24 protein-coding genes and 1 pseudogene are annotated in these 19,068 nt (G+C 69.9%); 11 read left to right on the top strand and 14 right to left on the bottom strand.

Annotated elements, in window-relative coordinates:
- Positions 1-345: 345 nt before the first annotated feature.
- Positions 346-582: pseudogene (locus ACIBSV_RS02315) on the top strand (hypothetical protein); the annotation flags it as partial.
- A gap of 189 nt (positions 583-771) precedes the next feature.
- Positions 772-1,350, top strand: coding sequence for a dihydrofolate reductase family protein (locus ACIBSV_RS02310; RefSeq protein WP_395859011.1), 579 nt, complete (start codon positions 772-774; stop codon positions 1,348-1,350).
- A gap of 108 nt (positions 1,351-1,458) precedes the next feature.
- On the opposite strand, the gene ACIBSV_RS02305 is transcribed toward ACIBSV_RS02310, so the two are convergent.
- The 7 genes from ACIBSV_RS02305 to ACIBSV_RS02275 all read right to left on the bottom strand — a co-directional run bounded on the left by ACIBSV_RS02305 (position 1,459) and on the right by ACIBSV_RS02275 (position 6,341).
- Complete coding sequence (locus ACIBSV_RS02305) at positions 1,459-2,136, bottom strand: class I SAM-dependent methyltransferase (protein WP_395859319.1); 678 nt, start codon at positions 2,134-2,136, stop codon at positions 1,459-1,461.
- A gap of 491 nt (positions 2,137-2,627) precedes the next feature.
- Entirely contained in the window at positions 2,628-3,113 is a 486-nt protein-coding gene (locus ACIBSV_RS02300; RefSeq protein ID WP_395859010.1) for a pyridoxamine 5'-phosphate oxidase family protein, read from the bottom strand.
- Between the two features lie 177 nt (positions 3,114-3,290).
- Entirely contained in the window at positions 3,291-3,473 is a 183-nt protein-coding gene (locus ACIBSV_RS02295) for a hypothetical protein (protein ID WP_395859318.1), read from the bottom strand.
- Positions 3,470-3,916, bottom strand: coding sequence for a hypothetical protein (locus ACIBSV_RS02290; RefSeq protein WP_395859339.1), 447 nt, complete (start codon positions 3,914-3,916; stop codon positions 3,470-3,472). Before ACIBSV_RS02290 ends, ACIBSV_RS02295 begins: the two co-directional genes overlap by 4 nt.
- Before the next feature lie 279 nt (positions 3,917-4,195).
- Entirely contained in the window at positions 4,196-4,948 is a 753-nt protein-coding gene (locus tag ACIBSV_RS02285) for a methyltransferase domain-containing protein (RefSeq protein ID WP_395859009.1), read from the bottom strand.
- Between the two features lie 348 nt (positions 4,949-5,296).
- On the bottom strand, positions 5,297-5,707 hold the full coding sequence (locus ACIBSV_RS02280; protein WP_395859008.1) for an SgcJ/EcaC family oxidoreductase: 411 nt from the start codon (positions 5,705-5,707) through the stop codon (positions 5,297-5,299).
- A 22-nt stretch (positions 5,708-5,729) separates the two neighbouring features.
- Complete coding sequence (locus tag ACIBSV_RS02275; protein ID WP_395859007.1) at positions 5,730-6,341, bottom strand: DsbA family oxidoreductase; 612 nt, start codon at positions 6,339-6,341, stop codon at positions 5,730-5,732.
- A 107-nt stretch (positions 6,342-6,448) separates the two neighbouring features.
- On the opposite strand from ACIBSV_RS02275, the gene ACIBSV_RS02270 reads away from it, so the two are divergent.
- The 5 genes from ACIBSV_RS02270 (at position 6,449) to ACIBSV_RS02250 (ending at position 10,364) form a co-directional block, all read left to right on the top strand.
- Positions 6,449-7,162 carry an ABC transporter ATP-binding protein gene (locus ACIBSV_RS02270; RefSeq protein ID WP_395859006.1) on the top strand — a complete coding sequence of 238 codons (714 nt, stop codon included), beginning with the start codon at positions 6,449-6,451 and terminating at the stop codon, positions 7,160-7,162.
- Positions 7,159-7,878, top strand: coding sequence for an ABC transporter permease (locus ACIBSV_RS02265; RefSeq protein ID WP_395859005.1), 720 nt, complete (start codon positions 7,159-7,161; stop codon positions 7,876-7,878). Before ACIBSV_RS02270 ends, ACIBSV_RS02265 begins: the two co-directional genes overlap by 4 nt.
- A 4-nt stretch (positions 7,879-7,882) precedes the next feature.
- Positions 7,883-8,977: a sensor histidine kinase gene (locus ACIBSV_RS02260; protein WP_395859004.1), complete on the top strand. Its 1,095-nt coding sequence runs from the start codon at positions 7,883-7,885 to the stop codon at positions 8,975-8,977.
- Positions 8,977-9,582, top strand: coding sequence for a response regulator (locus ACIBSV_RS02255; protein WP_395859317.1), 606 nt, complete (start codon positions 8,977-8,979; stop codon positions 9,580-9,582). The genes ACIBSV_RS02260 and ACIBSV_RS02255 overlap by 1 nt, the downstream gene beginning before the upstream one ends.
- A gap of 335 nt (positions 9,583-9,917) precedes the next feature.
- On the top strand, positions 9,918-10,364 hold the full coding sequence (locus tag ACIBSV_RS02250; protein WP_395859003.1) for a DUF4267 domain-containing protein: 447 nt from the start codon (positions 9,918-9,920) through the stop codon (positions 10,362-10,364).
- A gap of 390 nt (positions 10,365-10,754) precedes the next feature.
- Here the strand turns inward: ACIBSV_RS02250 and ACIBSV_RS02245 are convergent, their stop codons facing one another.
- The 6 genes from ACIBSV_RS02245 to ACIBSV_RS02220 all read right to left on the bottom strand — a co-directional run bounded on the left by ACIBSV_RS02245 (position 10,755) and on the right by ACIBSV_RS02220 (position 15,367).
- A complete protein-coding gene (locus ACIBSV_RS02245) occupies positions 10,755-10,952 on the bottom strand; it encodes a hypothetical protein (protein ID WP_395859002.1) in 198 nt (65 codons plus the stop codon).
- A gap of 297 nt (positions 10,953-11,249) precedes the next feature.
- Positions 11,250-11,543 carry a 4a-hydroxytetrahydrobiopterin dehydratase gene (locus tag ACIBSV_RS02240; RefSeq protein ID WP_395859001.1) on the bottom strand — a complete coding sequence of 98 codons (294 nt, stop codon included), beginning with the start codon at positions 11,541-11,543 and terminating at the stop codon, positions 11,250-11,252.
- Between the two features lie 54 nt (positions 11,544-11,597).
- The gene (locus ACIBSV_RS02235; protein ID WP_395859000.1) at positions 11,598-12,317 is read right to left on the bottom strand and encodes a helix-turn-helix transcriptional regulator; all 720 of its coding nucleotides are present in this window, start codon (positions 12,315-12,317) and stop codon (positions 11,598-11,600) included.
- Positions 12,318-12,333: 16 nt separating this feature from the next.
- Positions 12,334-13,266: an alpha/beta hydrolase gene (locus tag ACIBSV_RS02230; protein ID WP_395858999.1), complete on the bottom strand. Its 933-nt coding sequence runs from the start codon at positions 13,264-13,266 to the stop codon at positions 12,334-12,336.
- A 402-nt stretch (positions 13,267-13,668) separates the two neighbouring features.
- Positions 13,669-13,962 carry a 4a-hydroxytetrahydrobiopterin dehydratase gene (locus tag ACIBSV_RS02225; protein ID WP_395858998.1) on the bottom strand — a complete coding sequence of 98 codons (294 nt, stop codon included), beginning with the start codon at positions 13,960-13,962 and terminating at the stop codon, positions 13,669-13,671.
- Positions 13,963-13,972: 10 nt separating this feature from the next.
- Entirely contained in the window at positions 13,973-15,367 is a 1,395-nt protein-coding gene (locus ACIBSV_RS02220; RefSeq protein ID WP_395858997.1) for a Twin-arginine translocation pathway signal, read from the bottom strand.
- A gap of 11 nt (positions 15,368-15,378) precedes the next feature.
- Between ACIBSV_RS02220 and ACIBSV_RS02215 the strand changes: the two genes are divergently transcribed.
- Both ACIBSV_RS02215 and ACIBSV_RS02210 read left to right on the top strand, forming a co-directional pair.
- A complete protein-coding gene (locus ACIBSV_RS02215; protein WP_395858996.1) occupies positions 15,379-15,627 on the top strand; it encodes a hypothetical protein in 249 nt (82 codons plus the stop codon).
- Positions 15,628-15,800: 173 nt separating this feature from the next.
- Positions 15,801-16,109 carry a hypothetical protein gene (locus ACIBSV_RS02210; protein WP_395858995.1) on the top strand — a complete coding sequence of 103 codons (309 nt, stop codon included), beginning with the start codon at positions 15,801-15,803 and terminating at the stop codon, positions 16,107-16,109.
- Between the two features lie 78 nt (positions 16,110-16,187).
- Here the strand turns inward: ACIBSV_RS02210 and ACIBSV_RS02205 are convergent, their stop codons facing one another.
- Positions 16,188-16,577 carry a hypothetical protein gene (locus ACIBSV_RS02205; RefSeq protein ID WP_395858994.1) on the bottom strand — a complete coding sequence of 130 codons (390 nt, stop codon included), beginning with the start codon at positions 16,575-16,577 and terminating at the stop codon, positions 16,188-16,190.
- A 512-nt stretch (positions 16,578-17,089) separates the two neighbouring features.
- On the opposite strand from ACIBSV_RS02205, the gene ACIBSV_RS02200 reads away from it, so the two are divergent.
- Positions 17,090-17,998, top strand: coding sequence for an LPXTG cell wall anchor domain-containing protein (locus ACIBSV_RS02200; protein WP_395858993.1), 909 nt, complete (start codon positions 17,090-17,092; stop codon positions 17,996-17,998).
- Positions 17,999-18,256: 258 nt separating this feature from the next.
- Entirely contained in the window at positions 18,257-19,027 is a 771-nt protein-coding gene (locus ACIBSV_RS02195; protein WP_395858992.1) for an SDR family NAD(P)-dependent oxidoreductase, read from the top strand.
- The last annotated feature ends 41 nt before the right edge of the window (positions 19,028-19,068 follow it).

Below are 19,068 nucleotides of genomic sequence, written 5' to 3'. Positions count from 1 at the left end.
CCGATTCCCGAGTCCTGCTCCTTGAACGTCGGCCCGACCCCCGGTGACGGAGGCCGGGCCGACGTGTCCACCACCCTGCGGCGAACATGGCCGGTCGCAGCAACGACGGCCCCCGACATCATGACCGGTCACACCGACACGACAACAGGCGCATGGCAATACGAGGCTCGGGACGGTCGGCGCCGCGCCGCGTACCGGTCGACTTTGGGTCGGCCGCCGCCGTCGTGAGGCGCGGAACGCGGCCCGGCCCGACCCGGCACCCGTGGCGCGGCGCGTCCTTGCCGTCGCGATCGTGGCGGTGACTCAAGACACGGGCTTTCGCACTCCCCGCTCGACGCCCTCGACCACAATCGTCATCACCGGTCCGGGCCGGCGGTCGACGCAGCGGCACACAGCTTCCTCGACGCGATCCGACCGGTCCTCGAACGCGCCCAGGCCGCCGGCGCCGCCCGCCCGGACGCCACCGTCGACGACGTGTCCACCCTGGTCCGAGCCCTCGCCCACGTGGCGACGCCCGACGAGGGCGAAGCCGTCGACCGGGTCCTGCGGATCGTCCTCGACGGCCTCGGTGTGCCCCACTGACCCGCCTGCGGTGCGACCGGCCCTGATCTCCGGCGATGCCGGGAGTGAGGGTGGGAGCGACGGGGAACCGGTGCGGTTCCGGTGTCTACCTCGGCACGGCCGGTGGTGCGTGCGGTGGGGCGATGAGTTTCGCCGTTGCCGCCGGTCTCCATTTCCGACACGCGATCAACCGCACTCGAGGAGAGCGTCATGACCGCCACCTACACCTTCGACGTCTTTTCCAGCCTCGACGGCTTCGGCGCGGCCGGCGGCGACTGGACCGGCTACTGGGGCAAGCAGGGTCCCGAGCTTCTCGACCACCGGTTCGCCCTCTACGGCGAGGACCAGCGGATGGTGTTCGGGGCCAACACGTACCGGGCGTTCGCGCGCATGTGGGCATCGAGTACCGAGGAGTCCGAGGTGCGTGACCCGTGGGTCACGCGGATGAGGAGCCTGCCCGCGACGGTGGTGTCGACCACCTTGGAAGGATCCCTCGACTGGCCGGACGCGACCGTGGTGAGCGGCGACGCCGTCGATGTCGTCGCCCGGCTCAAGGCGGAGTCGGACGTACCGTTGCGCTCGCACGGCAGCCTGTCGATGAACCGGGCGCTGATGGCCGCCGGTCTGGTCGACCGCGTCCAGGTGACGCTCTTCCCCGTGATCACCGGTCGGACCGGGCTGGACCCGATCTTCCGGGGCGCGGCCGACTTCGACCTCGAACTGATCGAGCACCGGACACTCGACGGGCACATCCAAGAACTCGTCTACCGCCCCACCCTGCATGTCTGAATCCACATGTCCGAATCCGTGCCAGCCCCCGGCGGATGCCGCGATCGCTTCCGCGGACGGTCCGGAAGGATGACCGGTCACCAAGGCGGACGTCCGGTTCTGTCGGCGCTACTGCGCGTAGCGCCGACGGGCGAGATGAAGGGTGATGTCGGCGGCTATCTCCACCGTCTCGGGCAGAACCCGCATGATCTGCCGAAAAACCTGCTCCTGCTCCGAGGCCGGCAATATCAGATAGGCCGATATGGTCGAGAGTTGGCCGATGTAGTCGCGAGCACTCATCGTCAAGCGCCGTCTGATCATGGACTGCCGAACATCGGTGAACCACTCGGAGCGTTGCAGCTCCGTACCCGGCCACTGCATGTCATGCTCCGGAGGTGTCCCGTCCGGGGACGGAACCTCGTCGCTTTCCAAGAACGGTGCTCGGGCCGCTCGAACGGCTTCCTCCACGGCGGGGTCGGCCGGTTGCACCGGTCCACCGAACGAGGCGAACACGCCACCCGGCTCCAGCAGCGCGGCCGTGCGTGACCACCGACCCTCCGGGTTCGTCCAATGCAGCGCCGCCGCCGCATACACCAGCCCGTAGCTTTCGCCCGGTCGCAAGTCCTCGAACGCGGCTCGCACCGTCCTGACCCTCGCCGGAACGTGCTTGCGCAACTCGGCGAGCATGTCCCCGTCGGGCTCGGTGGCGGTGACCGCGATTCCCCGTCGAGCGAACAGGCGGGTCGCCTTGCCTGTCCCGGCGCCGACCTCGAGGGCAGTCCGAATCGGCCGACCCGCGTACTCCATCACCCTGTCGAAGAGCTCCACGGGATACCCCGGCCGGAAGCGTTCGTATGCTTCCGCTCTCATCCCGAAGCTCAGTGCGCGACCAGACATGCCGAGCATCGTGACACGAGCTGCGCCGTCGTGGCTCGGCGCTTTTTGTGCGACCCGACCGCCCGATCGAGAACACGGGCGGGCACACCTCGCTCGTCTGCCCATCCCGGGCTCTCGCCGAAGCCGACGGGGCCGGCGCACCGGTCGACGCCCACCGGGTCGGCCCGCGCCGCCCGGATCACCGGCCTCGGCAGCGGTACCGACTCGGAGCTGTGGACGCGGTTGGCCCGGACGTATGGGCCCTGTCCGCCGGCGCCCGGTCCGAGCGGGCGGCGGAATCGTCCGCGTCCGAGGTCTCCGGAATCGGCGGTCGTGTGTGTCGGTCGACGGCATCGAGTCGTTGACCGGACTACCGGAGGACACGCCGGGAGTGAGCGGTCGAAGTCTCCGTGGCGACGCGGTCAGCTCGACTTCTCGGCGAGTTCGGCGAGGAACCGCGGCACTCGGCCGGTACCGAAGTCGTAGAACCGTGCCCATTTCGGCTCGACCGCGATACGCGCCATCCGGTCGTACATGGCCCGGCAGTTCCGCTCGAACTCGGCCGCGTACTCAGGGTCGAAGTTCTTCCGCGCGGCCGCGAGGTACTCCGGAACCACGCCGTCGACGATGGTGAGGTGCACGACGCCGCGCACCGACAGTGTCCTGGCCGAGCCCGGGCTGTCGCCGGCGTCGATGGTCAGGGCAACCTCGGGGCGGGCGGACAGCGCTTCCACCTTGGGCGCCGTGGCCGCGGTGGACATGACGATCTCGTCGCCGGTCCAGAAGATCCCGATCGGGATGACACGTGGCAGCCCCTCGAGTCCGTTGTATGCCAGTCGTGCCATCGACGCCCGGCTCAACAGCTCGTGAGCGTCGGCCAGCTCCTGTGCGATCTGCTTGGGGTCCATGACTTGTCGTCCTCCACTGTCGCGCGGCCGCTCGTGGCCACTGTGTCCCTGGGACGGAGACGCCGCCCCGTTCTCGACACCCGCAGCCGAATCGCCGTCCACTCGCCCACGGTAATCGTGCCGTGCGGACCGGCTCGGCCGGACGGCGCAGCGAACGAACAGCCGAGGAGTTCCTGCTCAGAGGAAAACGCGCGCGTTGTCGAGCCACGTCTGCGCGTCCTCACCGTGCGCGGTGAGGTCGGTATCGGCTCGGGACCTGCGCTGGGTGACGCGGAGGCAGAAGTCGAGGGCGCTGCCCTGTATCCGTTGCGTCGCGTTCTCCGGGCCCCATGCCCGGGTTCGGCCGTCGGGACCGGTCAGTTCGACGCGGAACGGCTCTGCCGGAACGGGTAGCTGGGCGGCATGGTGGTGCGGATGGTCTCGGCGGTGACGCCGCCCGCCCGGCGCGCGTCCTTCGGGCGGCGTCCGCCGGCGTCCGTGCCGATGCGACCGTGCTTGTCGATGCGGCGCACCAGCGGGCCGGGAACATCCTGTCCGTGCTCGTCGAGCACGGCGCGCCAGGCCCGCATCGCGCGGACCGGGCACAGGTGCGTGTCGGGCTGCGCGAGGATCCGGGTCACGACGCCCGTGGCGCGCACGTCCGTCTTGGACACCCGGGTGTGTACCAACAGAGCTTCCGTTTCGACGAGTTCCCCGGTCTGCTCGTCGAGCAGACCGCCGCGGATCTCCTCGACGTCGTGCAGGTTGAGCCCGGCCGGTTCGGACGAGCGGCCGGCCATGAAGAAGTCGACGAGCAGCACCATGGCGTCGCGGATGCCGCGCGGTGTGGTCCGGTCGGGTGTCCTGCTGAAGTTCGCTGATGCTTACGCCGGCCTGCTCCGGGGTGAGATCCCTGTGGAGCCGGGTACGAGCACGGCGTACCGACTCGACCCGGCGCTGTCATAGCGACCACCCATGTTCTGAGGTGCGTCGACCCGACGTCGCGAACGAGGGCTTCGAGCGGCTACTTGGCTCCTCGTAGGTCCGGGAGCACGACACCGTCCGCCTCGATGAGCCGGCGCGGCTCCGGGCAGTCCAGATCGTCAGGCGATGCCCGAGGCGGTTGCCGTCATGTTCAGACGCACGAAGTCGAGTACCGGTCGTTCCAGGCGCGCGGAGACGGTGCGGACCAGGTCGCGGCGTTCGCCCTCGGTCCGGTCGGTCAGGTAGGGGCCCAGCGCGGCGTGGAGGAGGAAGTCCTCCAGGGCGCCGGCGGAGTCGAAGGGCACGGGTGCGTCCATGAGCCATGCCCGGGCGCCGGTGAATCCGGCGGTGGCCAGTCGTTCGGTGGTCTGCTCGGCGGTGGCGTAGTGGTTGTGGCCGGAGGTGTCGACACCGAGGTCGGCGAGGATGGCGCGTACTCGGGCCAGGCTGCCGTGGCCGCCGCACTGCGCGACCAGGTGCCCGCCCGGGCGCAGGACGCGGGCGGTGTCGGCGAAGAACGCGGCATGGTCGCGCACCCAGTGCAGGGCACCCGTCGAGAGAACGACGTCGAAGGCGGAGTCCTCGAACGGGAGCCGGCTTTCCAGGTCGACTCGGCGCAGGACGACGCGGTCTTCCTGCGGCTCCAGGCGGGTCCGCGCCTGGCTCAGCATGCTCTCCGATACGTCGACGGCGACCACGGAGACCGACGGGAAGCGGCGCAGCAGTTCCTCCGTCACGCGTCCACTGCCGCAACCGGCGTCCAGCACGGTCGAATTCGGTGGTATGTCCAGGCGGGCGAGTACATCGGTGCCCCAGGCGTGCTGGGCGTCGCTTCGCGCGTCGTATGTCGAGCCGGTCCAGGTGTCGGTCATGGCGCTCACTCTGTCGCAGTCCCGGTGCCGGTCGCATCGGGAATTGCGCCCGGCACCGCGAACGCCGTCTTCAGCGATTTTGTCCGCCCACAGTTCGGCGTCCACGAACGGCCTCGCCCTGAACTGCTCGACCGGCGCCGCCATGTGTTCCTGCGAGCGGGCCACAACCAGGCGCTCGCCGCCATACCGGTCGTCATGGGCGTGGATCGCGGACGCGCGCATACAGCTCGCTGCCGTCCGTGACCACCTTCCCTGCAGGTCACACAGCTCCGGTGAGGCGCCGTCCTCGCTGCCGTCTTCGTTCATCCTTTCTTCGAACTCTGACCGCGGCACACAGTGCTCGGATGCTCAGGCGACATTGGTGTTCTGCATGGCGCTTATCCACCACGCGCCGTCCTTCCTGACCGCTACCGCCGTGCCGTGGTTGGCGAACGCTCCCTGCGGAGTAGTGGTGTCCTGGCGAAGGTGGAGGATCGCGAGGTCGGGGGCAGGGGACGAGATGTCCGTCGTCGTGATGCGGGTCGTCCAGCCGGTGACGGGACCGTTCAGCCGGGCCGTGTGGTACTCGAACAGGTTGCTCCAGCCGCGCAGGACCGTGCCGTCGGGGACGATCACGACGGCGTCGTCGCTGAAGGGTCCGTCGATCACGGCCGGGTCCTTCCGGTTGAAGCCGGTCTCGATCTGCGCGACGAGCTGCTCCAGATCGCGCCGGTCCTGCTCGGAGACCGCGGGGCCGTACACGGAGGGTCGAGCGGTCACGGTGATGCACCTTTCTCAGGGGTCAGGCGTTGGTGAGGACGGACAGGAGGTCCTGTTCGGAGAGGGCGCCGCTGCTCGCGGGACGGCCGTCGAACTGGAGGACGGGGACCCCGCGAACGCCCGAGCGGCGGACCCGGTCGAGCTCGGCTCGGGTCTCGGCGGCTCCTTCATCGCTCCAGCGGACACCGACCTCGGACGCGAGGTTCCGCAGGACATCGGGATGGGCCACGTTGAGCTCGTCGGTGTGGTGGGCGCGGAAGAGGCGCTCGACCATCGGCTCCCCGAGGCCCTGGCCGCTTGCGAGGGCGACAAGACGGTGCGCATCGAAGGTGTTGGAGAAGATCGCTTTCTCATGCCGCAGAACGAGGCCCTCGGCCGCCGCGAGTTCGGTGATCTCGGCTATGGCCTGCGCGGGGTCGATGCCGAACGCCTTGCGAAGCACCTCCACCTTGGGTTCGCCCTCAGTGGTCGCCTCGGGAGCCAATTGGAAGGGATGGAAGACCACTTCGGCGCGTCCGCCTTCGACGCGGAAGCGGGTCAGGGCTCGTTGGAGCCGGGTGAACGCGAAGTAGGACCACACGCAGGGGATGTCGAAAGTGAAGTGCACCGAAGTGGCGGTGCCGCTGTCGTTCATGTCGCCAACTTAGCCGTCGGCGAGGGCCCGCACCTCCTTCCGATGGAGGATGCCGCACGCCTTCCCGGGGGATGGTGCGGGGTGAGACGCCGGAGCAGCCTGGAGACATGACAGCGATAGAAGTGCGCGGTCTGCGCAAGTCTTACGGTGCGACCACGGCTGTGGACGGGGTGTCGTTCACCGTTGCCCAGGGGGAGATCCTGGGCGTGGTCGGGCCCAACGGCGCCGGCAAGACGACCACCGTGGAATGCCTGATCGGGCTGCGCAGGCCCGACGCCGGACAGGTGCGGGTGCTGGGCCTCGACCCGGAACGCAGGCGGCGGGAACTCGCCGAGCGGGTCGGCGCGCAGCTCCAGGAGAGCGAGGTGCCCGCCGGCCTGCGGGTCGCGGAGGCGCTGCGGCTGTTCGCGGCGTTTTACCGTCGACCCGACAACTGGCGTGCGGTGCTGGAACGTTGGGGGCTGACCCCGATCGCCGACCAGGCGTTCGGAAAGCTGTCCGGCGGTCAGAAGCAGCGTGTTCAGCTCGCGTTGGCGCTGATCGGCGCGCCCGAGTTGGTGGTGCTCGACGAGCTGACCACCGGCTTGGACCCGATCGCGCGCCGGGACACCTGGACTTTGATCGGCGACCTGCGGGCGTCGGGGACGACGGTGGTGCTGGTCAGCCACTTCATGGACGAGGTGGCCGCGTTGTGCGACCGGGTCGTGGTGCTCACCCGGGGCAGGGTGGGCGCGATGGGGAGCCCGCACCAACTGACGGCGGACGCCGGGTTCGACTCGCTCGAAGCGGCGTATCTCGCGCTGATGCGGGAGGGACGATGAGAGGGGTCGCGCAGCTCTCGTTGAGCGAACTGCGGCTGCTGACCCGAGATCCGGCCGCCTTGTTCTTCATGGTGGCGTTTCCACTGATGCTGCTGGTGATCAACGGCGGCGACGGCGGCAAGAGCGGCGAGGACGGTCGGGCCGAGGCGCTTGTGCCCGGCTACATCGTGATGATCCTGGCGATCGGCGGTATCGCCGCGCTGCCGGAGGTGCTGGCCGTCTACCGCGAGCGCAAGGTGCTGCGCCGCCTGAAGGCCACGCCGATCAGCCCGCTCGCCGTCCTGATCGGCCAGGTGGCGGCGCAGCTTGCGATGGCCCTGGCCGGAGCGGCGGTCATCGTCGGCGTCGGCGCGCTCGGTTTCGGCCTGGACCGGCCCGCCAACCCGGCCTGGCCGGTGGCGGCGTTCCTGCTGTGCGCGCTGATGGTGTATTCCGTCGGTTTCCTGATCGCGGCCGTGGCACCGGGAGGACACGCCGCGAGTCTGCTGGGGCTGATGGTCCTGTTCCCGATGATTTTCCTGTGCGGCGCCGTCATCCCGCGCGAGGACCTGCACGCGAACGTCCTGCGGATAGGCAGGCACCTTCCGCTCGCGCACGGCGTGGACGCGCTGCACGACAGCTGGTCGGGGACGCCGTCGGCGACTTCGCTGCTGATCATGGCCGCCGTTATCGTGGTGTGCACGGCTACGGCAGCCGTGTTGTTCCGCTGGGAGTGAACCGGTGATCGATGCGGGGGCGCGCTGGATCAGGGCTTTCCACCTGCTCTTCTTCGCGTGCCTGGGGATCTCCTCGGCCGCGGCCTTCGCCCATGGCGGGTCGGATTGGACGACGCTCGGCCTGGCCGCGTTCATGGGCGGGTGGTACGCGCTTTTCGTCGCCAGGCGTCCGCATCTGCTGGAACGACTCAACCCCATGGGCTGGCACCTGCTGGTGTTGATCGCGTTGCTGATCGTGCTGATCCGCCGCGATCCGGCGTACGAGATGCTGGTGTACGGCATGTTCTCGCTGCCGTATCTGCTGCTGCCCACCCGGTGGGGCTACCTTGGTGCGGCGCTGCTGGTGGTCACCGCCACGGCCGCGGTTGCGCCGTTGTCGGAGGTTCTGCGCGATCCCGTGTCCTTCGGTCCGGCGGTCGGCTCGGTGGGGCTGGTGATCGTCATGGGCCTGTTCGCCAACCACCTCGTCCGGCAGGGTGAGCGGAGCCGGAGCATCGGGGTGTTGGAGGAACGGGCCCGGCTCGCCCGGGAGATCCACGACACCCTGGCCCAGGGATTCAGCGGCATCGTCGCCCAACTGGAGGCGGCGGAGCAGAACATCGATGATCCGGTCGTGCTGCGCCGAAGGGTGGCGTTGGCCAAGGGGCTGGCCCGTGACAGCCTGGTGGAGGCGCGGCGCTCGGTGGAGGCGCTGCGTCCCGAGCCGTTGGAGGGCGCGTCGTTGCACGGCGCGCTGGTCTCGGTCGCCGCGCGCTGGAGCGCCGAGACCGGGGTGCCCGCCGAGGTGACCATCGACGGGGTGCCGCGACGGCTGGGTGCCGATGTGGAGGCCACCGTGCTGCGGGCCGCGCAGGAGAGCCTGGCGAATGTCGCCAGGCACGCAGGGGCGAAGCGGGTGGCGCTGACGTTGAGCTACATGGACGGCGAGGTGACGCTCGACGTGCTCGACGACGGCGCGGGATTCGTGCCCAGTGCCGCGCGGGCCGGGTACGGTCTGGCCGCGATGCGCGAACGCGCCGCTCACGCGGGGGGAACGGTCACCGTGGAGTCGGCTCCGGGCGAAGGGACCGCAGTGTGCCTGAGCATCCCTTGCGGTTGATGATCGTCGACGACCATCCGGTGGTCCGGGACGGACTGCGGGGGATGTTCGACGGGCTGACCGACATCACGGTGGTCGCCGAGGCGCGAGACGGCCGGGAGGCGTTGGCCGCCGCCCGCACCGAACGGCCCGACGTAGTGCTGATGGACCTGCGCATGCCGGTCCTGGACGGGCTCGGCGCGATCCGCCGGTTGCGCGTCGAACAGCCGGACGTCCGCGTGATCGTGTTGACCACCTACGACGGAGACGGGGACATCTCGCGGGCGCTGGCCGAGGGTGTGGCCGGCTATCTCCTGAAGGACGCGCCGCGCGAGGAGTTGCACGCGGCCGTACGTACGGCGGGCGCGGGCGGCCGGGTGCTCGCCCCGGCCGTCACCGCCCACCTGATGGGACGCCTCGCCCCCGTCCCCGCCACGGTGCCCAGTCCCAGGGAAGTGGAGGTGCTGGCGCTCATCGCCCGCGGCGCCGCCAACAAGGAGGTCGCCCGTGTCCTGCTGATCAGCGAGACCACGGTGAAGACGCACCTCAAGCACGTCTTCGCCAAGCTGGGCGTGGACAACCGGGCCGCCGCCGTCGCAGTCGCCCTTCAACGGCGCCTCATCTGAACCGGGTCCGCGGTTGCGCCTCGTGGAGTACGAGGAGCCGATCCAGTGCCTTGTCGCAGCCCGCCCGGACACCGCCGCGGTGCCCACCGCGCCGCCGATGCCCGGCAGTTGGTCCCGTATCGCGACGTCCCCACTCCCCTCGCCGAACCACCCCGCGAACCCCTTCATGATCGCCTCAATCGCACACCCCCACCGACCGGCCCCGGCGGCTCTTCGCTCGCCCTCCGGGTTGCCTCCAAGTCGCTTCCATGTGCCTTCCAGGGCCATCCGGCGAGTGTTTTCCCCACAAGGCGACGACCGCCGGTCCCACCGGCCCGACACTCGGGAGAACACCCATGAAGCTCAGGAACCTGACCACCATCCTGGCCGCGCTCGGTGGCGCGTTCATCATCTACGTCGGCCTGGCCTACCTGTTCGCCCCGCAGTCGACCGCGTCCGGCTTCGGCCTGCCCACCTGGCCCGAACACCAGGGCACCGGGTTCCTCGCCGTCAAGGGCGTCCGCGACATCGGCACCGGGCTGGTCATGCTCGCCCTCCTGCTGACCGGACACCGTCGGGCACTGGGCTGGACGATGCTCGCGATGACCTTCATCCCGGCCGGCGACATGACAATCGTGCTGAGCAACGACGGCTCCGCCGCCACGGCCCTCGGCGTCCACGGCCTCACCGCCTGCCTGGTGGCACTCACCGCCGGCCTGCTCCTGCGCGAACACCCGGCCCAGGCAACCACCCCCACGCCCACCCCGACCACCCCCCGCGTGAACGTCCCGACCGCACGTTGACCCCCCGGGCCATGCCGGTACCGGTGCCCGGTTGTAGCTGTTGAGTGTGACGAGCCCGGAGGCGGTGAGGTAGGCCGCCTCCGGGACCAGCGGCACGATCTCGGCGAGGGTGTCGGCCGTCTCGGTGGAGGCGCGCGCGAGTTCCAGGGATGCCCGGGTGTCGGCCGGTGCGTGCTGCGCATAGGTATCGACGTGACGGCCGGCCTGCCCGCCGGGCATCAGCGTGCGGACCAGTCGCAGGGCCAGGAGTCGGGCTTCCGCCCGCCCGGCCGCGGTGACGGGGGTGATGGGGGGAGACAGGTGACCGTGGGCGCGCAGCCTCGACCGCGGCCCGGGGATCGTCTGCCACGGCCCACGGGCCGCCGCCCACGGCCCGGACCGCTCAGGGGATCACGCCGCGGAGCCCCGGCCCGGATCCGGGGGCTTGGGGGTCGGTACGAAGACGCTCAACCGGTAGGTGGTCGGCCGGATCAGGCGCCCACAGAACGTGTCCATCCGCACCGCCGTCCAGTCGATCTGCCGGTCCGTCGCCCGAAGATCGCGGATGTGCGCGCGCCACGCCACCTCGTCCTGGGTCTCGAAGAGCACCTCCCAACAGCCCGCGTCGGGCGCGAAGCGAGCGGCGGTTCGCCGTGCGTCGTCCTGCCGCCGACGCCTTCTCTTCCCTTGTCCTGGCACCGGCTCAGCATCGCCGGCTTCCGCGGACACGGCAAGGCCATAACGACACCTGGGAGGTCCGGCTCGCACCGGCGTCGTTGTGCGGCCGCCGCGTCAAGACGAGCGGACGACCGTCCACGAAGCGGAACCGGTGCCGTTGCCGCAGCAACTCGACGAGGTCTGCCCGATGTTGCCGTGGTCCGGCAGTCACCGGGGAGACCCGCAGGGCTACCTGCCCGCGATTGCGTCGATGGCGTCGGCGAGTTTGAAGTCGAGTTCCGTGACGACGCCGCCTGCCGTGTAGGTCGTCATGCTGAACCGGGTTTCCGCCCAATGGAGTTCGACATCCGGGTGATGTTCCAGTTCCTTGGCGATCAGGGCGACGCTCCCGATGAGACGGGCACCGGTCCGGAAGTCGATGGCGAAGCTCTTCGTGATGCCGGTGGTGTCTCCCGACCAGCCGTCGCGCTCGGCGAGCCGCGCGGCTACGTCCCCGGCGGCCAGGGGTGTGCGTTCTCCCACGGTGCGCTCCTCGGATACGACCGGCGGGTCCGCCGGGGTGGTGTCTTCGGATTCTCATGGGGGAGGGCCGAGGGAGGCCAGAGCGGTGGGTGGTGTCGCGTCGGCGGCGGCCGAGCCGAGGAGGAGGGTGGTCAGGTCGTGAGGGTTGGCGTGTTCACCGGTTGGCGTCGCCGCTGCGATTCGGTCCAGTCGGAAGCCTCGGCCGGCTCGGCGGGTTCGGCACCAGGCGATGAGGTACCAGCGGCCGTCGGCGGTGAGCAGCCCGGCCGGTTCCACGACGCGGTCGCTTTCGTGTCCTGTCGCGTCGGTGTACGACAGCCGCAGCACCAGGTTGTCGGCGAGGGAGCGCTCCACCGCGGTACGGATCGCCGAGTCGCCGGGGGTGGGCAGGGTGACGATTCGTGCGGCGAGTTCTCGGGCCGCCACCGAGGCGGGGCCGGTCATCGAGGCCACGATCTTCTGCGCCGCGGTGCGGGCCGCGCCGGCGTAGGGGGTGGAGGCGTCGGCCGCGGCCAGTGCGGCGGTCAGCGCCGAGGCCTCGTCGAGGGTGAGGTGGATCGGGGGCAGGGTCGTCTTCGGGTCGATCGACCAGCCGCCGCCGCGCCCGGGTATGGAGCGCACCGGGACACCGGCCTGCATCAGGGTTTGCAGGTCGCGCTGTACCGTGCGGGTGCCGACCTCGAACCGCGCGGCGAGCCTCGCGACCGTCAGAGGCCGCGGCGCCGCCGCGCGCAACTCTTCGACCAGCGCGTACAGCCGCGCAGTGCGTTTCATGCCGCCGACGCTACCTTCACGCCGAGGCCAGGAAGTCCCGCTGTCGCCGCAGCTCCCGCTCGGTGATGGTCAGTGGAAACAGCGTGAAGCCGTGCATCGCGCCGGCGACGACATCGAGGTGCACGCGCGCACCCGCCGCCTGCCATCGTGCGGCCAGGAACAGCGAGTCGTCCAGCAGCGGATCCTCGGTTCCGACGACGATCCGGGCGGGCGGCAGCCCGGTCGGATCCGCGAACAGGGGCGAGACCTCCGGTGCGCGGCGCTGCTCTTCTCCCATCCCCGGCGTGAACAGCTCATAGCCGCTTCGAAGCGTGTCGGTATTGCTCAGCAACTGTCGGGAGCCGAACCTGCGCTGGCTCGGCGTCATCGACAGGTCGTACGGGCCGAAGAGCAGGTGGGCCGCCCGGAACGCGCCGGTGATGCCGTACCGGTCGCGAAGGCGCAGCAGGGTCAGGACACTCAGGTGGGCGCCGGCCGATTCGCCGCCGATCAGCAGCCGTTCGGTACCGAACTCGGCGGCGGCGTGTTTCACCAGCCACCGGGCGGCGGCCTCGCAGTCGTCGGGCCCGGCGGGGAACGGATGTTCCGGTGCGAGGCGGTACTCGACGCTCACCACGGCCAGCCGCGCCTGCTCGGCGAGCTGCCAAAGCCGCTCGTCCTGTCCGCCCGCGGACCCGAACACCCAGCCGCCTCCGTGAATGTGCAGGTACACGCCGTCGGCGTGGTCCGGTTCGAAGACCCGTACCTTCACGCCGCCGTCGACGACGCGGTCCCGGCCGTGCGGCAGCCGCACGGGCGGCGTGTCCCCGCCGAGCCGGTTGCGCCGCAGGAGCGCCAGCGTGGCCGGACTCGGCGCCTGCGCCCGAGTCGGTCGGCTCGCGGCGGCAGCCTCGAACTGCGCGTTGAAGGCCAGGGTTTCGGGGAGGCAGTCCTCATCCGTGATCGTCATGCCGTCGACGGTCGCAGCCTGCCGCGACAACACCCTGTCACCCTTTCTTCGCGCGCTTTGTGATCCGGGTCATGATCCCGGCCTTGCGTCGGGCCTGGAGTCGGGCGCACGGCTACGGCTCTGGCGACCAGTTAACGGCCGGCCTCGCCTTGCCTCGGTCATTGAGCCGGGCTCGGCGGTCCCTGTGGTGGGCTCGGGCGTGAGCCCAGGCGACTCGGTCGAGCAGCAGAGCGCGGATGCTGGGCGTGGCGTCGCGGCGTCCTCCGGCCTCGGCGGACCGGGCGATCAGCCGGATCGCATCTCGTACACCTGGGGAGCGTCGGCGAGGAGCCACTCATGCGCAACGCGCGCAGCCAGGCCGTCGGGGCATTCGGCGTTGAGCATGCCAGCGACCCGGCCGGGTTACCTGTCCGCGATTGCGTCGATGGCGTCGGCTAGTTTGAAGTCGAGTTCCGTGACGACGCCGCCTGCCGTGTAGGTCGTCATGCTGAACCGGGTTTCCGCCCAGTGGAGTTCGACATCCGGGTGATGTTCCAGTTCCTTGGCGATCAGGGCGACGTTCCCGATGAGACGGGCACCGGTCTGGAAGTCGATGGCGAAGCTCTTCGTGATGCCGGTGGTGTCTCCCGACCAGCCGTCGCGCTCGGCGAGCCGCGCGGCTACGTCCTCGGCGGCCAGGGGTGTGCGTTCTCCCACGGTGCGCTCCTCAGAATCGACCGGCAGGGCTGCCTAGTTCGGCGACCAGTTGCTCAGCCTGCCTCACCGTGGGGTCGTATTGCCAGGGGGCGAGTTGCGACCAAGTCGCAGTGATCTCACGTTGGAGCCGCGCAGATCCCGTCTCGTGTGCGGTTTGCACGGCGCCTGTGAGGGCGTCGATCGTCTCGGCCAGACGGCCCTGGTCGGCGAGAGCGGACGCCTGCCTGGCAAGGAACACGCCGCCGTCTCTCCGAGACGTCGGCGGCAGGGCCGTCAATACCTGGTCCCATAGCCGGATTGCCTCCGCGCCCAGGTGCATGCGGCTGTAGCACGTGGCTCGCTGGATCTCGATGTAATCGCAGGACCGTCGGCATGCGTTGCCCCATGGGAAATCGTCGTCGACACGCCCCATCAATCGGGCGGCGCCGTCGAGGAGGATGTCGACGCGAGCGCGTTCACCGAGCAGGGCGTGCCCGTGGGCTGCCTGCTGCATGGCCTGGACGCGGACCTTCGCGCAGAGTTGCTTCGAATCCCGCAGGGCCGAGGCGGTCAGTTCGACTGTGGCCTGTCCGTCCCCGGCATCCATGGCCACCATTGCTTTGTTGGTGAGTGCATGGCCGACGAGCTGCCGGTCGTCCGCGCGGTGGGCAAGTTCCAGGGTGTGGTTTGCCCACATCGCGGCCTGGCCGAGGTCGCCGACGTCTTGGTAGAGCCACGTCGTCAGTCCGGTGTAAGCAGCGGCGACCTGTAGCAGCTTCCGACGTGTGTCTCCCATCGCTTCGTCAAGCAGTCTCACGATCAGTTGGTACTGCACGACGACGGTAGGGATCAGGTTGTGGGGGCCGAGCATTACATCTGCTCGGTAGTGGCCGTCGAGCTGTTCGCGGAAGTAGTCGACTATCGCTGGGTCGATCGGGCGTCCTCCTCGTGCACCGGGTGTCGCGATCGGCATGGATGAGGCGCAGGTGAGGGCGAGGAACTGGCGGCGGTCCACAGGGCCCACCGTAGGCACGAGCGATGGGCGATCCGCTGCCACCTCCGGGCGTTTCGGTCCGATGCCCAGTTCCACCTCGGACAGGCCGGTGAGGGCGACGAGGACGCGTCGATAGATCGGTCGTGGCCGTGCCGTCTCGCCGTCCTCCCAGCGGGCGATGAGGCGAGCGTCGACGGAGATCTGACGTTCGCCGATCTCGTCGGCCTTGGCTTGGAGCTCAAGGGCGAACTCGGCTCGCGATTGCCGCCATTGGTCCTCGCGCACTGCACGCAGTCGGGTGTTCGGTGTGCGGTCGATCGCCATGTGGTCCCCAGATTCGCGCGCCTGCGGTGACACCACGGTAACGACAGCCGGCATCGGGAACAGCGAAACAGCCCGGTAATGCCATCGAATTGCCATCGACAGCGGCATCGGATCGCACCTTGCGGATCGCGATAATCGTCCTGTTCGAGCCGTATCGCAGTCAGGAGCGCATCATGCCGGGCACGACCGAGATGCGTGTGGGCCCGTCCGGTAACGAGCACCATCCCATCCGGATCGAAGTCCCCGGCCGTGCGCCGTTGGACGTGACGCGGGCCGAGCTCACGGCGCTGGTGCACGAGTCTCGGATGTATCTGATGCGGACGTTTCCGACTCCGCCGCTCGGTCGGATCTCGAACTCGGGTGGGTGAACCCCGCCCGATGCCGCCCGCTGTCGTCACCTGCGGGCGGTGGCGCCCGGTCCCGCAGCCACCGGCGCGTTTGCGGGACCGGGTTCGTCACTCTCTCCCGGCCGGGATCGCCCGACCGCCACCGACTGCCGTGACTGCCACTACCACCCCACCCCACACCTGGAGGAGAGGCCATGACTCGGCCCGAGCGTGACTGGAAGCTGCTTCGATTCGAGTACGACCCCGACCTGCTGAAGGCGCAGTACGAGCTGCCGACCGGCGAGTATCGGTGGCAGACGTTCGCCGTGCCCAGCGGCACGTTGCCCGCGCTGGTCGGGGCTCTTCTGGCGCACGCCGACCAGAACGAGCGCACGGACATCCTGCGCGCGGAGGTCGAGCGGAACGACGAGGCGATGTCAGCCAGGTACAGGGCGATGACCGATCGCACGCGAGCGCCGTCGTGGCTGCCCGAGTTCCTCCGCCACGGCAACACGCTGCGGTGATCGCAAGTCCCGGCCGCACCCGGTTTCGGATCCGTTTCCGCGAGGAGCGCCGCGCCGCCGGTCGGGTGGTCCGCCGGTTCAGCGCGGGCCCGAAGGGCCTCGCGCGATGGTCGAGAAGATGTCCGGCTGTGCGGCGAGGGTGAACAGTTCGGGTCCTGTGAGTGGGGGGCCGCCCAGCAGTGCGCCGGTCCGACTGTTGCGGGTGCCCGACATGAGTGCGCGTGCGGTGCCGTCCGGCATCAGGATGAGGACTTCCACGGTCGTGTCGCCGTCGTCGAGGGTTCGTGAACCGGTGACGGTCCGCGAGCCGTCGGGGAGGGTTCCGCGTACGCAGTCGGTCCAGGCGGGGAGTGCTCCTCCGGTCTCCTGCTGGCGCCAGTCCCCGCACGGCAGATACGCGGTGCGCCGCAGCGCGTGGTAGCGGGTCGTGACGAACTCGTCGAACAGACGCTCCTTCTCGGGTCTCATCCTGGTGTGCCCCCATGAGGTCGACGACGATTTGTCATACCGGTCAGGCGGGATCGGCCTCCCGAAATATTGCGTGCGGCCACGCGCGGTCGGGTTCGCCGGACGGTGCCGGTCCTACCGGTGGGTAGGACGTCCGGTCCCGAACACGACGCCCACCGCCGTCGTCGGTGCGGCGCTCGGCGGGCCCGGCCGGGTAACTCGGCGTGCCGACAGGGGAGTTGGGCACGCACAGTAGACGCGCTTTTACCCGGATGAAGGCCGAGGCCCCGTCCGCCCGGGGGCCCGCCTTGCGTTCGCGAGCCGAGCCGACATAATCCAAGCCTTCGGGGCAATCCCGGGATCGCTCGTTCGTCCGACCGTCTTTCACGCTCCCTGCACGTTCTCCACGTTCTCCACGTTCTCCGAGCTCCCAAGCTCTCCGCGCTCTCCGGACGTTCGTCGGACGCTCGCCGGACGACGGGCGCGGGTTCGTCCCGAAGCAGGCACCCCCTTCCAGTTTCAGGAGCACTTCAGTGCAGCTGCACATCAGCAGGCACATATCGGGCGCCGTCGGCGTCGGTGTACTCGCGCTCGCGCTGCCGGTCGTCATGGCCGGCACCGCCGAGGCCAAGCAGGACCACGACACCTGCGCCCGGGTCGGCGTGGAGTACTCGCTCGACGGCGGCAAGCACTGGACCACCAGCGGCCGGATGGACGGCACCCTGGTGACCCGGATCGAGGTCCGGCTCAAGGACAAGCCGAAGAACAAGTGCGAGTACGCGGTTTCGCTCGCCTCGTACAACACCGAGGGTCCGACCTGGCCGACCTCGGGCACCCAGAAGTTCCTCGGCTGGGACTCCAAGAAGCTCAGCAAGAAGAACCCGAAGGTCACGCTCGACGTGAGCGCGTACCGACCGACCTGCTTCGGGCAGGTCGACCTGTACGGGAACGGCAAGAAGTACGACGGCGTGGCCAACCCGCTGCCGGCGTACCCCCGCAGCACGATCGCGAACCTGATCACGGCGTGGAACGGCGGCGACAAGTGCGCCCCGCCGACCACGACGCCGCCGACGACCAAGCCGCCGACGACGAAGCCCCCGGTGGAGACCACCAAGCCGCCGGTCGAGACCACGAAGCCGCCCGTCGAGACCACGAAGCCGCCGACGGCATCCACCAAGCCGCCGGTGGAGACCAGCAAGCCCGCGACCTCCTCCTCGGCCCCCGCCGTCGAGGAGACCAGCAGCACGCCGCCCGTCGGCAAGCCCGAGGTGACCCCGGTCGACGACACCGCCCCCGCGTCGCTCGCGGAGACCGGTTCGGACAACTCGAGCGCGATCGTGCTCGGCGCCTCGGCCGGCGTACTCCTGGTCGGTGGCCTCGGCGCCTTCGCCTGGAGCCGCCGCCGCAACAGCACCGGCACCGGCACCGGCACCACCGCGTAAGCCACGTAATCACCACCGGGCAGGCCACCCGAGACTCCCACCCCGGAGCCTCGACAGGACCCGCCGGTGACACCACGTACGGCCCGGCCGGGACATCCCGGCCGGGCCGTACGCGTGCGTGCGGCGGGTTCGTCGGCGACATCCCGCCGCCTCGTCGATGACCCTGGTTTCCCCAACCCGCCTGTGGCACGATCCGTCACCTCTGGTCGTGGGCGCCCTTTCGCGTCCCATACCGCTCTCGTCCGATGGAGTGAACGTATGTCGATAGCCCACGTGTCCGGCCGGTTCGACGGCAAGACCGCGGTGGTCACCGGAGCGGGTTCGGGGGTCGGCCGCGCGACCACGCTGCGCCTGGCGGCGGAGGGCGCGAACGTCTTCGCGCTGGACATCGCGGCGGCGGCGCTGGCCGAGACCGCGGAACTGGCGGCCGGGCTCGCGGGGAAGGTCGTCACCCGGGTCACCGACGTGGCGGACCGGGACGAGTGCTTCACGGCGGTGGCGGCGGCAGTGGCCGAGTTCGGCGGGCTGGACGTACTGGGCAACGTGGCCGGCATCGCGCGGGCCGAGCACGTCCTGGAGGTCACCGAGGCGGACTACCGGCGGATGATGGGCGTCAACATCGACGGCTACTTCTTCATGTGCCAGGCGGCCATCCCACACCTGCTCGAGCGTTCCGGCAACATCGTCAACATCGCGTCCAACGCCGCTGTGATGGGCCTGGCGTACAGCGTGGTCTACACCATGAGCAAGGGCGCCGTGGTGCAGTTGACCCGGTCGCTGGCCTGGGAGTTCGCCAAGCAGCCGCTGCGCGTGAACGCGATCGCGCCGGGCGGGATCGACACCAACCTGGTCGCCAACTACCAGATGCCGGCGGACGTCGACTGGGATCTGGTCGGCCGGGCGATGACGCCGCGCCCGATGGCCCAGCCGGAGGACATCGCCGCGATGTTCTCCTTCGTGGCCTCCGAGGAGGCCCGCAACGTGCACGGCGCCGTCCTGCACAACGACAGCGGCCTGACCGCAGGCTGACGCCACGCGCGGTCGAGCGCGGGAGGCGCGCGAAAAGCGCA

Origin of the sequence: Embleya sp. NPDC050154, assembly GCF_044460165.1 — a bacterium.
Classification (GTDB): Bacteria; Actinomycetota; Actinomycetes; order Streptomycetales; family Streptomycetaceae; genus Embleya.
Note: the sequence above shows the minus strand (reverse complement) of the source record. Positions and strands in the feature narration are given on the sequence as shown.